Consider the following 14,398-nt stretch of genomic DNA (forward strand, 5'->3'; position numbering starts at 1 on the left):
TATGTTCAGGAAGAACGGTATGTCACGATCACATGGATGTGAAAGAGTGACGATGCTTAGTTGAGAGTTAACCCCATACAGGTTAATAAATTATTCAATTTATTTTTCTGTCACATATTCAAATATTTTAAATACTCGGTTAACACCGCTGACATTGCGAGCAATATCGACGGCAACGCTCGCTTGTGCTTTAGTGACTAAGCCCATAAGAAACACTTCACCATTTTCTGTGACCACTTTAATATTGGTAGCATCTAATTTTTCAGTGCCAAACAAAGAGGTTTTTACTTTTGACGTTAGCCAAACGTCATTCGTTTTTGTGGTAAAAGATGTCGTGTTACTTATGCGAATTTGGTTATGAAGTTGTTTGACACCATTAACCTCATTTATCGCTTTTATCGCTTGATCACGCAAATAGCTATTAGGCGCTTGCCCAATAACCAAGACACTGCCGTTAACACTAATCACTTGTAAGTTGGTATTGTCACTTAACGCGTCGCTTTTTCTAAGCTTTGCCTTCGCATCAATTTCAATTTTTTGGTCGTCAATTTGATTACCCAAAGAGCGGTTGTCGGTTGCAACACTGGCACCACCAACAACGCCAACAACAGCGGCAGCAACACACCCTTGAAGTAATACAGCAAGTGTAATTGTGCTGACAATTGATTTTATCGACATACTAGCCCTCAGTTTGCGGAAACAAAGTAGTATCTATAATGTCACATAAGCAGTGAATAACCACTAAGTGGACTTCTTGAATTCGCGCTGTGCGGCTTGATGGCACACGAATTTCAACATCATTTTCACCCAGTAGGCCTGCAATGTCTCCGCCGTCGCCACCCGTTAAGGCAATAATAGGCATGTCGCGAGATACTGCTGTTTCGATGGCTTTAATAACATTTCGAGAGTTACCACTGGTAGAGATGGCGAGCAATACATCACCATTGTTACCTAGCGCGCGCACTTGCTTAGAAAAAATTTCATCAAAATGGTAGTCATTACCAATTGAAGTAATGGTTGAACTATCGGTCGTTAAGGCAATTGCTGGTAAAGGCGGACGTTCAGTTTCGTATCTATTGAGTAGCTCGGCGGAAAAATGCTGGGCATCACCGGCTGAGCCACCATTACCACAGGCTAATATTTTATTGCCAGCTAATAGACTTTGTACCATCGTCATTCCAGCTTGCTCAATTGGCCCTGCCAATAATTCGCTGGCGGCAATTTTGGTTTGTATGCTTTCAGTAAAATTACTTTTTATCCGTTCTAACATGGTGGACTTAGCTCCGTTGTTTCAGTTCTTAAAAGGCATTGATTAAAAGGCATTCTTAAGCCAAGTAATTTCTGGGTTATTAATATCGCCTTGCATCGCGATAACATCGAATCGGCAAGGGGTATTATATTCATTTAATCCGGCTTGTTGCAGATAAAATGCCGCACATTGCTTAATTTTTTGCTGTTTTTTAATTGAAACAGCTGCGATAGCACCACCAAAGTGTGAATTTTTGCGGTATTTTACTTCCACAAACACCCAAGTGTCATTCTCAGTCATGATTAAGTCAATTTCACCACGGCGATTTTGAAAATTGCATGTCTGTAATAATAAACCATGTTGGGTTAAATAGTGAGCAGCTAATTGCTCACTATTTTTACCTGTGGTCACCGTGTTCGTTTTGTTAGTCCATAGCAAATTCTTGTACCTTGCTGCGGCTGTATTTGCCCCAAATTAAGCTACGGGTCAAAATGTTATCCTTGCCCAATTGCAATATGCCAGTTTGACCATAATGTCGGACATAAGTTTTATTTTGCATGGCAAAAATTTTATCAACTAACGCCAAACTGTCAAACCCCATGGCAAAAATGCTTTGTAAACTATCGCTGCGATTAGGCCAAAGTTTTTTAGCTTGTGCTGCTAAGGCTTTATTTTGTTGTTTACTGCGTAATTGCCAAGGCATTTCGGTAAATGTTAAGCCAGATAAATCACGATTATCACTTTTATCTATTTTAGAGCTGTGACTACGTGAACTTGCAAATACCGGGATTATATCGGCAAATGGGCTGATATTAACGTCAATATAAGGTTTTAAAAGCTTAGTTTCTAGTGGTAAGCCCACGACGTAAATCATATCAATATCTCGACGGTTACGTAATTCACTTTCAATTGAATACTTAATGTGGCGATTTAACTCTTTTGTGCGTTGCTGGCTGAGATCAACACCTAGGCTGGCTTTAAGTTGATTTTGCATTTTTGCATCACTATTAAAAAATACCGTTTCTGGTGCCTTACTTGTTATATGTTGCCATTGTTGGCTGAATGTCTGTGCAATACGTCGGCTGGCACTGTCTTGGTGGCTCAATATAATAGGGTACTGATACTGTTGACGACTGAGCGTTGTTGCCGCTTGAATTGCTTCATCTTCTGGTCGCATGGACAGCGCAACTTGGTGCGGCAGTAAAGTGGCGGATGTTGGTAAATTAAGTAAAAGCGTCGGGAGGGTTATCTCAGTTTGAGCTAAATAGCTGTTTACATTTTCCTTCAGTAGTGGGCCTATAACATAGTCGACGTTTAGCTCGATTAGCTTAGCATTTAGTGTCGTCATGTCCAAAGTTGTTGAATCAATAAAATGTAAGGTTTTACCGCTATCAATATCATAAGCTGCCAGAATACCTTGTTGGGCTACTTTTCCTGCGCGCTCTTGTTTACCTGACAGCGGAATAATAATGGCAATATTTTGATATTCATTGGTCATTGTGGCTTGTTGTTGACTTAAATTTGCAACAATATATTGTGCCGGATGCGTACTGAACTCTCGTTGCCACTGACTTAAGTAGCGTTGAAGTCTAGCATCGTCATTTCCAAATTTATTCGCAAAAGTGATCAGTTTGCTCCAGCCTTTAATGTTTGGCGGAGACATTTTTACTACCTGCTGAAGTTGCCATGGCGATAATTGACAGAATTGCTGCCAAATGAGTTCAATATCGCTATCAGTAGCTGTTGAATTACCAGCAAAGGCTCTTAAGTTTGCATCGAGTGCGACAATAGGCAGGTTACGTTGTGTTTGCACGTTGGCTAAGGTTTGAAAATAGTCCACGCGTTGAGCGAGTTGTGCTTCCTCTCTAATGCTATCGGCATTTTCCAAAGCGAGATAAGCCTCGGAAATTTTGGCTAAGGCTAAGTAGCTTTTAGCTTCAATAATGGCAAGTCGATATTGTTGTGTTGCTGATGGTGTCAGTACTTCAAGTTGTTTCGCTAACCAAAGTGCTTTATGTGGTTTAGCCTGCGCTAAATATAATTCACTGGCGTTTAATAACGACGTTACCGCTTCACCTTGCTGATTTGAAGAAACTTGTGATGAAGCTTGTGCAACTAATTGCTCAGCGGTTAAATTTGTTTCAAACGCTTGCGTAACTTCAGCTTGCTGATTAGCTGACTTGGTTGGTTTACTTTGCTTAGTTGTTGAACAACTGGCTAAAATAACCACTGCAGAAAATGCACAAAGGCCACTTTTATAAGACGAAAACCATTTAGTAAGTGTCAAAGTTAATAAATCCATACTTTTTAATAGTGCTTTATAATAAACTTCATCCTCTTCAGTCTCAACACAAGTATTTTATTATGTCGGATTCTCAAATTCTGCCCAGCACCTTATATATTGTTGCCACTCCCATCGGCAACCTAGGTGATCTTAGTCAACGGGCGCGAGATATACTCGAACAGGTTGATGTTATTGCCTGTGAAGACACTCGGCATACCCAACGTTTGTTATCGGCTTTTGCGATTAAAAATAAAACCATGTCGATGCATGATCACAACGAACGTCAGCGCCAAGAACAAATTGCTGCTTTGCTTAAAGAAGGGAAAAGTGTTGCGTTAGTGTCAGATGCCGGAACACCTTTGATCAGCGACCCAGGTTTTCATTTGGTGCGCCATTGTCGCCAACAAGGATTAAGTGTTTCGCCAATTCCGGGGGCTTGTGCGGCAATCGCTGCGCTTTCTGTCGCCGGCTTACCAACTGACCGATTCACATTTGAAGGTTTTTTACCGTCAAAAACAGGTGCACGACAATCAACATTGAACGCATTAGCCAATGAAACCCGTACCATGGTGTTTTATGACGCACCACGCCGCGCTATTGATACGGTTGAAGATATTGTTAAAACCCTTGGCGGTGAACGTTATGTGGTTATGGCGCGAGAATTAACTAAAACTTTTGAAACTATTCATTCTGACACCGCCGAAAATTTATTAACCTTTTTGCAAGCCGATCCCAATCAACTTAAAGGTGAAATGGTACTGATAATTGAAGGCAAAAAAATCGATCCAAATGATATTCCAGCCCATGTTGTAGCAACATTGAAATTATTATTGACAGAAATGAAACCTAAAAGGGCTTGTGCAATAGCAGCAGAAATTCATGGAGTGAAGAAAAATGCGCTTTATGAGTATGCTTTAGCAATGAAAGAGTAGCCTTTATTCAATAGTAACTGGTTTTATTGCGTATTCACTGATCTCTTGCCCTTTATCTTTTATCGCCTTAAAGCTTTCTCTACTTTTAAGTCTTTGTAGGTAAGCTTGTGTTTGTGGTTGATATTGCGCTGCAAGTCCGAGTAACTCTCCTAAATAAAGTGCATAACCTATACTGATATCAGCCATGGTAAATTTATTAGCGACCAAAAAATCATTATTTTCTAAGTGGGCGTTTAAGCGTTTTAACCGCGCTAAATACCAAATGGCATAATCTTGAACAACTTGTGGCTGCTGACGTTCAGGTTGTTCAAACTGGCTATAACGTAAAACTAATGTTTGTGGAAATGTTAGGGTAGCATCACTGCTAAATAGCCAATTAAGGTAGGCTCCGTATTCAGGATGCGTAGCTGGTAGGGTAAAGTCAGTTTGTTGATAACGCTCAGCAAGATATAACAACATCGCACTTGATTCTGTCAGCGTAGTATCACCATCTTTTAAAAAAGGTACTGTGCCTAGCGGGTTAGTTTCTAAAAATTTTTTGTCTAAAAAGCGCGGAGGAAAGCGCAATGAGTGTAGCTTATATTCAAGCCGCATTTCTTCTAAAGCCCATAACACCCGAAGTGAACGAGTATTGTGACAATGCCAAAGTTCGATCATAGATAGCGCCTAATTAATTTTTTGAAAATACTATAGCAGTCAAGCCCTAATAACGATATTTAATTTAGACCTTAGCAAAAATATGGGGTAGAATGCGCGCCGAGTTGACGAGACAATCGCTGCTTTATCGTTGTGCCGCTTATTTATAAGCGGTAGACAGATAGGGGGGAGGAAAGTCCGGGCTCCAATGAGCAGGGTGCCAGGTAACGCCTGGGGGGCGCGAGCCCACGACAAGTGCAGCAGAGAGAAGACCGCCGATGGTTACTTTTTCGAAAGTTTCACAGGTAAGGCTGAAAGGGTGCGGTAAGAGCGCACCGGATTGCTGGTAACAGTAATTGCAGGGTAAACTCCACCCGGAGCAAGACCAAATAGGGTTTCATGACTACGTTAACGCAAGTTATCATAGTATAAGCGTGGCTCGCGTGGAAACCGGGTAGGTTGCTTGAGCCTTAGAGCGATTTAAGGCCTAGACGAATGATTGTCACTTTTCTTCGGAAGAGATACAAAACCCGGCTTATGCGTCAATCTCACCAATTTTACAATAAGCCTCGATAGCAATATCGAGGCTTTTTTGTGGGTGATGTCCAAGTTATTCCTCCTGGTTTTCTTATTGTTTCCTCCTTGTCCTGAAATGTGAAAAAAAAATAATTCACAGGGAGAACAGAATGAGAACTGAATAAGAAGTGAAAAGGCGTTGGCTAATTAAAGCCAAATTAAATGTGATATCCGATGCTGTTTTGGGTTTTCATCCTAGTTATTCCTCCTGTTTTTCTTATTGTTCCCTCCTTGCTTGTCTTGAAATGAGAAAAATAAAATAATTCACAGGGAGAACAGAATGAGAACTGAAGGAGAAATTAAAAAAAATAAGGGTCTTTAACAGTCATGTTCAATGTAACGATGTGATAGTCGACAATAATTTCTTCAGTGTGTCCCTAGTTATTCCTCCTGCTTTTCTCCCTGTAAAAAATCAAATAATGCACCAGCAAAAAAATCAGATATATAAATGCCGCTAGATTGACTAGACTCATTAAATAGCAATCTAAGCTTGTAATTATCGAGGATATTTAATGGCTAATGTATTAATTGTTGGTAGAAGAGGTCGGTGCTATCGCGCGGCATTAAGAATGGGTCATAGCGTTTTTTTATGGAGCGACGGCCTTTTGCACGAAAGTCGAAAAGAAAAGTTGGCTGGTTGGATTGAAACACCCTTTAAAAGTTGCGAAAAGCGGCTTTTAACTTCTGATATCGAGGCTATTCGAAAATTTAATATCGAATTCGCTATTGCTGCGACAGAATCAAGTGTTGATATTGCGGCTATGATCCGCGAGGAATTCAAACTTACCGGTACACCGCTTAACATTACCAATATTTTGCATAATAAAAACGATATGAAGTTGGAAGCCTTAAAGCTCGATATACCCATTACAAAATTTCATCTCATTACCGATCAGGATGCACCTGAAGCGTTACTCGAAAAGTTAGGGTTGCCTCTGGTGGTTAAGCCTGTCGCTGAATCAGGTGCGACAGGTGTTATGGTGTTGAATAGTCTCAACGAGATCAAGTCACATGCAAAGCCTGGCATGCTGGCAGAAGCCTTTGTCGAAGGCGCTGAAGTCAGTGTGGAAACGTTTATTCATAATGGCCTGCCTATCTTTCACAATATCACCGAATACCTTCATCAATGGAAGAAATCAATCGTACCAGGCGCTTTTGAACAAGATTTAGCAGAAGCAATTATTAAAATAAACGATCGTGTTATTTCTGGGTTTGGCGTTAAAAATGGGATGACCCATGCTGAATTCTATTTGACCAAAAATGGTCCTGTCTTTGGTGAAATGGCAGTGCGCCCGCCTGGTGGCTACTATATGGAGCTTATTGAGTATGCCTATGGCTTCAATCCATGGAAAACTTATGTTGAACTTGAAACAGGATCGACACCAAAGCCTTTACCCGTTAAAGCGAAGAAATTTGCATGTGTTTTTATGGTCCACCCAGGGGCAGGCATTGTTGATGAAATTTCAGGCTTAGAACTGCTCAAGGAGCTTAAAGAAGTTGAACAATATAAGTGTAAAGTCGAACCTGGCTCTGAGGTTGGCGAGCGGGACAGTACCAGTAGTGAAGTTGGCCACGTACTTATGTCAGCAGATTCGAGAAAAATTTTGCTTGAAAAATTGCAGTTTGTTGAAGATCAACTGGTCATTAAGATGAAGCAATAGACCTTTACTTACTCCGTTTTAATATAAAATTTCAACGTTAAGTTTAGCAAATTGAACAATGCGACAAGGTAGCAATTAATGACTGTCAATTCGCATTAATTATTGCGTCATATTGTCTATTTCATGAAATATAAAATGATTAAAATGACACTCCAGTTCATACCTGAATAAGTAAACGCCTTATACTTCAATTAGTAGTGATTTGCTTATACTCAATGTTTGTTGAATGGCTATAAATGACCTATTCTTTCTAATGTTCATAAATAATATCTAATGCCTTTTAGATTTCCTACGCCAGTCCTATTGGTTAAACACAATCAATTACATGATAGGGGTTCAAAGTTAGTTGAGTCGTTTGAGTGAACTGGAAGTTTGTATTTTTTCTTTAAAGTCATATTCGGTTGATATTTAAGAAAATATTTTTTACCGCGATGTATTAGTGCTTCTGTTGTGCACTTCTCGGAAATTATTTCAAATAATTGGAGATAAAAACAATGATAGACCATAAAATTCCATCTTATTATTCGCACAATTTAAAACGGCTATGTAGCTTTTTTATCGCTATCTCTGTCGCCATTTCGGCTAATGCTGAAAATGTAAAAGTAACAAGCCACGAGTTCAACGCTAAGAGTATTGTTTCTGTTAATGAAAATTATAAAAAAGTTATAGCAGACAATGGTAAGGCGATATATATCGTCAGAATGAATGCACCTTCCGTCGCCAGTTATAAAGGTGGAATTGAAACATTCAGCGCAACCAACCCCGCAACATTAGGTGTTAAATCACTCAACGCCAACTCTAAAGCAAGTAAACAATACTCTTCGTTCTTAAAATCTAAACAAGTAGATTTAGTTGAACATTGTGAGCGCGCCTTTGGCCGTAAAATCGATGTGAAATATAAATATCAACATGCCTTTAATGGTGTTGCGATGGAATTAGATCAACAAGAAGCTAAAGCGTTAGCAACTTTGCCTAATGTTATTAGTGTCACCCAAGAGCGTATTGAATATCCTTTAACTGATGCTGGCCCTGCATGGATAGGTGCTGATAAAATCTGGCAAGGTAGCCATAGTAATAAACATCATGGCAAGCATGGGAAAAACCATAAAATGGGTTCAATGGGTGAAGGAGCCGTTGTAGCCATTTTAGATACCGGTATTAACCATGACCATCCTTCATTTGCTGATGTGGGCGGTGACGGTTACGATCATGAGAACCCATTGGGTTCTGGGAATTATATTCCCGGTAGCTATTGTGATACCAACCCATGGTTCTGTAATGACAAACTTATTGGTGCTTGGGATATGGTGCAAACGTCTGCCGATCCTAATTCTCCTGAAGACAGTGACGGTCATGGTAGTCATACTGCCAGTACCACGGCAGGCAACTTCGTAAAACCTGCGGTAATGTTTGCACCGACAGCTGATTTAAGTCGTGATATTTCAGGCGTTGCTCCTCATGCCAATATTATAATATATGATGTATGCGTTGATGGTTGTCCAGGTTCGGCACTATTAGCGGCGATTGATCAGGTGGTCATAGATTCAGCTAATCTTCCTAACGGTATTCAATCATTAAACTATTCAATTTCAGGCGGCGAAAACCCTTATAGTGACGCTGTAGAATTAGGCTTTTTAAATGCTACGGCTGCCGGTATTTATGTCGCCGTTTCTGCTGGTAATAGTGGTCCAGGTCCGGCAACTGTTGCTCATAACTCGCCATGGGTAAGTACTACCGGAGCAATGACTCATAACAGAAAAATAGAAAATGCCGTTGTGGATATGACCAGTGACGGAGATGCTTTAGCTAATATTTTTGGCAAGGGCTTTACCAGTGGTTATGGTCCTGCTCCTATGGTTTATGCGGGTAACTTTCCGACGGCTAATGGTTCACAAAACGATACAGCTCCAGAGCAATGTTTAGATCCGTTTCCTGCTGGGCATTTCAATGGCGAAATAGTAGTTTGTGATCGTGGTGAGATTGCTCGTACAGCAAAAGGTGCTAATGTGCTAGCAGGTGGTGCTGGCGGTTTTGTACTTGCCAATGCGGCGGCTAACGGCGAGGCTGTTGTTGGCGATGCTCACTTTTTACCCGGAGTACATTTGGGTTTCACCAACGGCGAAATCTTGAAAAATTGGCTAGCATCAAATGCAAGTACTATGGGTTCTATTCAAGGTTATTCACTCAATCTTGATGACGCTAATGGCGATATCACTGCTGGTTTCAGTTCACGTGGTCCCAATACCACGCTTGATATATTAAAACCTGATATTACTGCACCCGGTGTAGATATTATGGCGGCAGTTAATACGGACGGCGTCACTCCTTCTCCAGAATTTGCTTTCCTCTCTGGCACTTCCATGTCAAGTCCGCATAATGCCGGTAGCGGTGCTTTAGTCAGCATGTTGACTGACTGGACGCCATACGAAATAAAGTCGGCTTTAATGATGACGTCTAAATCTAACGACCTACTAAAAGATGATGCGATGACGCCAGCAGACCCGTTTGATGTTGGTGCAGGTAGAGTTCAATTAAACAAAGTATTACGATCAGGCTTAGTGCTAAGTGAGACTCCCGAAAACTTTTTGGCCGCTGACCCTGATGCGGGTGGAGATCCTCGCACTTTAAATATTGCCAGTATGCAAGAAAGTAATTGTGTGAGAACTTGTAGCTGGACGCGTGTTGTTACGCATACCGGTGACAGACAAGGTCATTGGAAACTAAGTGGTGACAGTGACACTATGCAAGTCAGTGTTTCGCCTAAAAATATCTCGCTTCGCCCAGGTGAAAGTGCCACGATTACAATCACTGCTGACACCACATTAGCGCCAACAGGATGGAATTTTGGTGAGTTAAAACTAGCAGCTTCGGGTCATCATTATGTTAACTTACACATGCCTATTGCCGTTAATACTAATAGAAGTTCATCGGCTAACTTATCAAAAACTGTCGATATGGCATCAGCGAAAGAAGGTGATGTGCTTAACTATGAAATTAAGGTAACAAACGGCCAATTGGTTGATGTTATTGATATCACTGACATGTTGCCAAATGGTATGAGTTTAGTTGATGGTTCAGTGAGCAGTACTATTACAAACGGCTCAGAAGCATCTGCTGTTAGCGTAAATGATGGTCAAATTGATTGGAGTGTATTGCTTGATGTTGGTGGTCTTGAGCTTCAACAATCACCGGCACCTTTTGGTTACTTTTCGTTAGCATCTTTTGGTGTAGCACCATTTGGTTGCCCAGCTAATTGTGATGATGGTGCATTCATTTTGAATATTCCACTATTTGACTACAATGGTCAAAGCTATTCCAGTGTAATTTGGTCGGTTAATGGCACCATTGAAGTAGGCACAGCAAGTGGTGCAGCTGCAAGTGCAACAAGCCAAAGCTTGCCCAATGCTTCAGCACCTAATAATATTCTTGCGCCGTTTTGGGCAGACTTAAATATTGGTGCTGGCGGTAATTGGTACGTAGCTGTGCTTGATGCAGGACCACAACAGTTCACTGTTTATGAATGGGAAAATGTCCCGTTTTTCGGAAATCCTATGACTTCTACTTTTCAAGTTTGGGTAGAAACGGGGACGTCAAATATTTGGTTTGTTTATGCCGATCTGCCCCTTCTTCCAGTAAATTTAACTGTTGGCATAGAAAACGATGACGGCACTGTTGGTGCGTCATATTTTGATAATGGCGCTGGAACAGCACCAGTACCTGGCGTAGACCTTAAAGTCGTAAGTTCTACAGGTGGTACCGCTACATTGAACTTCCAAGGCGAAATAGATCGTTGTCATAAAAAACATGACAATGTCAAAGTGAATGAAGTTCATATCAATGCGGGTGGTACTGTAGCAATGGCCTATGCTGCTACAACCTGTGAGACTAGAGGTAAAGGCAAGCGTGGTCGACAACATTAGAAAATTTATGCTTATAAACTAGTCAGAACAGTACTTAAGCTTAATACCGTTCAGTGAAATGATATTTCAATAACCATTGTTCGGTCTTCTTACTAATATAAAGGCTGCTGAATGTATTCAGCAGCTTTTTTTTAAAGTTTACTAGTTCATTTGATTTGCTGAAATAAAACCGCCATTCTTCACCACCCTCGTTATTAATATCATTATTCACTCGTACTACACTTAGAGAAAATGAGCACAATATATATTAAACTTACTAGAAGTCTATTATACCAATTGAAATAAATAATCGATCATTTTAAGGCGGTTTAAATCGTCAATAACTGCGTTGTTTTCAATCCCACACGCCCGCTATTACTCGACAATTGCTCCTGCATTGTTCTACTTACGGGCATCCATGCCCTAATCAATCAAACGCCTTGCCTGCAGGGATAATGGTATGGACCCACTCCAACTTTATTTCAGGCCTCTTTAGGGCCAAAATGAAAGTGACAACAATCATTTATAAAAGCGGAGTGGATCAACATGAAGATTACTACAATCGGTTTAGATATTGCAAAATCAATTTTTCACATGTTTGCTGTGAATAAAAATGGGCGATTTGTAAAAAAGAAACAATTAAGAAGAAAACAAGTGTTGAGTTTCATGGCAACATTAGAGCCTTGCCTAATTGTAATGGAAGCTTGTGGCAGTGCGAACTACTGGGCTAGAAAATTTATTGAATTGGGGCACCAAGTAAAACTTATTGCGCCTCAATATGTAAAACCCTTCGTTAAAGGCAATAAAAATGATTATAACGATGCCGAAGGTATTGCAGAGGCAGCGCAACGCCCGACCATGAGGTTTGTGCCAATTAAATCGATAGAACAACAAGATATTCAAAACTTCCATCGACAACGTGAACGCATAAAGAAAGAACGTAAAGCATTAGCAAGTCAGATACGAGGCTTGTTAGGAGAATATGGCATTGTCATCAATAAAGGTATTTCTGCAATTCGCAATGAACTGCCGGATATTTTAGAGGATGCGACAAATGAGTTAACGTATTTAAGTCGGGAGATATTTAATGAGTTATGGCTTGAATTTCAAGTCACAGAAGTGAAGTTTAAAGCGTGTGAAGTTCGCTTAAACACGATGAATAAAGAAAATGAAATATGTGTTCGCTTAGATGAAATATTAGGTATTGGAGCAATCACAGCTAGCGCTACTTATGCAGCTGCAGGAGATGGAAAAGACTTTGTAAATGGTCGACATTTTTCGGCATGGCTTGGGCTTGTTCCTGGGCAGCATTCAACGGGTGGAAAGGCCACCTTACTCGGTATAAGTAAACGCGGTAATAGTTATTTAAGAACACTATACATCCACGGGGCCCGGGCAGTATTAAGGCACAGTGAAAACAAAACTGACCGATTTAGTTTGTGGGCACAAGCGTTAAAATCCCGACGAGGACACAACAAAGCATGCGTTGCTGTGGCGAATAAAATAGCAAGAATGGCTTGGGTAATAATGGCGAAGGGGGAAAGTTATCGCCCGGCTATATAATAAAGCTCAAAACTGAAGCAAGTTAGATTGGTTTCAGTGATGAGATAACAGTAAAACCCTTTTACTTCAGTTGCAAAAGATAAATTAATCGGATGGTAAGATAGTCAGACTGGCTTGCACAAAACCTGGTACCTGCATTGGCTAATAAAAAAGCCGGAGGGATGATGAGGAGTGTGAGCGCAAACAACCATCGGGGCTAGAAGGTAAAAATCCTTCATAAACAGGCCGGATATATGAGAGCAATGATTTTCTCTTACATAACGATTAAATGTCTTGCAAACGGAGTGGGTCCATATATGCAGGTACTTATGTTTAGTCTGGAACAATAAACATGTATTCTTGAACAATTTATCCTCGCTTAAAATGGGTCAATAACTTATTACATTTGGTATTACGCAGCTCATAGTTCAAGTCGAGTCAAGTCCCCTTTGTTGTCCAAAATCGTTTTGTGTCTAAAATATATACAGATCGATACTTAAGTTATACTCAATGTTGCCGATACTTTTATATATGCTTTGATAAACTGAGGTAATTTTATGAGCGCTCCAATTAAAAACGATGCTACCTATAGTCAAGATGTTCGAACTTTAACAAAGGCACTGGACAAAACAGATAACAAACCAGTGGGGCAACAAGTATCTGAACTTGCGCATGATAAAAAAATTGACCAACCGCAAGACTCTATTTTTGTGAGTAGCAAAAAACAGCTTAATGCGGCAATTATAGAATCTTCACTGAAGTACAATACAACTGTTGGGGATCAACCGCTGTCATTGGTATTAAAAACGGCGTTACAAGGAATAAACGAAGCACTTAAAGCATCAGGGGTTGAAAACAATGTTGAAGAAGCCTATGAGTCGGGAGTTGATTTTAGCCCAGAAGCAACAGCAGAGCGAATTGTCTCTTTTAGCACTCAGTTTTTAGCTTCTTATCGAGTACAAAACTCTGAAATGAGTGAAGAAGAATCATTGACAGCTTTTGTTGATATTATCAGTAGCGGCATCGATCTAGGTTTTAGTGAAGCGAAAGATATTCTTGGTGGATTAAAAGTATTAGAGGGGGATGTTAGCGACAATATTGATAAAACCTATGCGTTAGTGCAATCGGGATTACAGGCATTTGTCGACGCGTTAAGTGCTAAAAAAGCAGAACAACTCGAGCCATAAATGTTATAAATATGAGAGTAGAGCAAGGGGGAGTTGGTATTAACCTAGCTATGTTTAAACTTACTTAACAGGCGCTTTGTATAATCAATAGCCTCTCGCTCAATGCGCCAAAGCGGATCAGGTTGGCCTTTCTTCGGCTTACTAAATATTGATTGAGCAAATTTAATGGCCTCTCGCTCGGTTTCGTTAATTTTGGAAGGCTTAGACTGTACAGTAGGCTTTTGTTCGATCCTGTCCTGCTCCTGCTTTAAATCGTCAATTGAGCTTTCAAATACAGCGGCAAGACATTTTAGTGATTCAGTCCCTGCTCGCTGCCCACCTTCAATTCTCTGGATAGTACGAGTACTTAAACCTGAATGGCGGGCAAGCTCTTCCTGTGACCATCCGTTTTCCAATCGACGTTGTTTAATATTCATCGTTTTATCCTATTGT

The 14,398-nt window shown here is 40.4% G+C and carries 11 protein-coding genes and 1 other RNA gene; 6 read left to right on the forward strand and 6 right to left on the reverse strand.

The window, feature by feature from the left end:
* Positions 1-99: 99 nt before the first annotated feature.
* From dolP to A3Q33_RS11455, 4 genes are read right to left on the reverse strand one after another with little or no spacing between them, the layout of a single operon-like run.
* The gene (dolP, locus tag A3Q33_RS11440; RefSeq protein ID WP_081180054.1) at positions 100-678 is read right to left on the reverse strand and encodes a division/outer membrane stress-associated lipid-binding lipoprotein; all 579 of its coding nucleotides are present in this window, start codon (positions 676-678) and stop codon (positions 100-102) included.
* A 1-nt stretch (position 679) separates the two neighbouring features.
* A complete protein-coding gene (locus tag A3Q33_RS11445) occupies positions 680-1,270 on the reverse strand; it encodes a phosphoheptose isomerase (RefSeq protein WP_081180055.1) in 591 nt (196 codons plus the stop codon).
* Positions 1,271-1,312: 42 nt separating this feature from the next.
* Positions 1,313-1,687, reverse strand: a complete 375-nt coding sequence (locus A3Q33_RS11450) for a YraN family protein (protein WP_081180056.1) — start codon at positions 1,685-1,687, stop codon at positions 1,313-1,315.
* Entirely contained in the window at positions 1,674-3,536 is a 1,863-nt protein-coding gene (locus A3Q33_RS11455; protein WP_196797945.1) for a penicillin-binding protein activator, read from the reverse strand. Before A3Q33_RS11455 ends, A3Q33_RS11450 begins: the two co-directional genes overlap by 14 nt.
* Before the next feature lie 77 nt (positions 3,537-3,613).
* On the opposite strand from A3Q33_RS11455, the gene rsmI reads away from it, so the two are divergent.
* On the forward strand, positions 3,614-4,465 hold the full coding sequence (gene rsmI / locus A3Q33_RS11460; RefSeq protein WP_081180058.1) for a 16S rRNA (cytidine(1402)-2'-O)-methyltransferase: 852 nt from the start codon (positions 3,614-3,616) through the stop codon (positions 4,463-4,465).
* A gap of 3 nt (positions 4,466-4,468) precedes the next feature.
* Here rsmI and A3Q33_RS11465 read toward each other — a convergent pair whose 3' ends face one another.
* Positions 4,469-5,122 carry a glutathione S-transferase family protein gene (locus A3Q33_RS11465; protein ID WP_081180059.1) on the reverse strand — a complete coding sequence of 218 codons (654 nt, stop codon included), beginning with the start codon at positions 5,120-5,122 and terminating at the stop codon, positions 4,469-4,471.
* A 100-nt stretch (positions 5,123-5,222) separates the two neighbouring features.
* Here A3Q33_RS11465 and rnpB point away from each other — a divergent pair.
* The 5 genes from rnpB to A3Q33_RS11490 all read left to right on the forward strand — a co-directional run bounded on the left by rnpB (position 5,223) and on the right by A3Q33_RS11490 (position 13,966).
* Positions 5,223-5,656: RNase P RNA component class A (gene rnpB / locus A3Q33_RS11470), an RNA gene on the forward strand.
* Positions 5,657-6,189: 533 nt separating this feature from the next.
* Complete coding sequence (locus A3Q33_RS11475) at positions 6,190-7,338, forward strand: ATP-grasp domain-containing protein (protein ID WP_081180060.1); 1,149 nt, start codon at positions 6,190-6,192, stop codon at positions 7,336-7,338.
* A gap of 494 nt (positions 7,339-7,832) precedes the next feature.
* Positions 7,833-11,258 (forward strand): S8 family serine peptidase, encoded by a 3,426-nt coding sequence (locus A3Q33_RS11480; protein WP_081180061.1) that lies wholly within the window; start codon positions 7,833-7,835, stop codon positions 11,256-11,258.
* Between the two features lie 525 nt (positions 11,259-11,783).
* On the forward strand, positions 11,784-12,800 hold the full coding sequence (locus A3Q33_RS11485) for an IS110 family RNA-guided transposase (RefSeq protein ID WP_081178157.1): 1,017 nt from the start codon (positions 11,784-11,786) through the stop codon (positions 12,798-12,800).
* A gap of 536 nt (positions 12,801-13,336) precedes the next feature.
* Positions 13,337-13,966, forward strand: a complete 630-nt coding sequence (locus A3Q33_RS11490) for a DUF5610 domain-containing protein (protein ID WP_081180062.1) — start codon at positions 13,337-13,339, stop codon at positions 13,964-13,966.
* A 44-nt stretch (positions 13,967-14,010) separates the two neighbouring features.
* Here A3Q33_RS11490 and A3Q33_RS11495 read toward each other — a convergent pair whose 3' ends face one another.
* Positions 14,011-14,382, reverse strand: coding sequence for a helix-turn-helix domain-containing protein (locus A3Q33_RS11495; RefSeq protein WP_081180063.1), 372 nt, complete (start codon positions 14,380-14,382; stop codon positions 14,011-14,013).
* Positions 14,383-14,398 lie beyond the last annotated feature (16 nt).

The organism is Colwellia sp. PAMC 21821, from assembly GCF_002077175.1.
Classification (GTDB): domain Bacteria; phylum Pseudomonadota; class Gammaproteobacteria; order Enterobacterales; family Alteromonadaceae; genus Cognaticolwellia.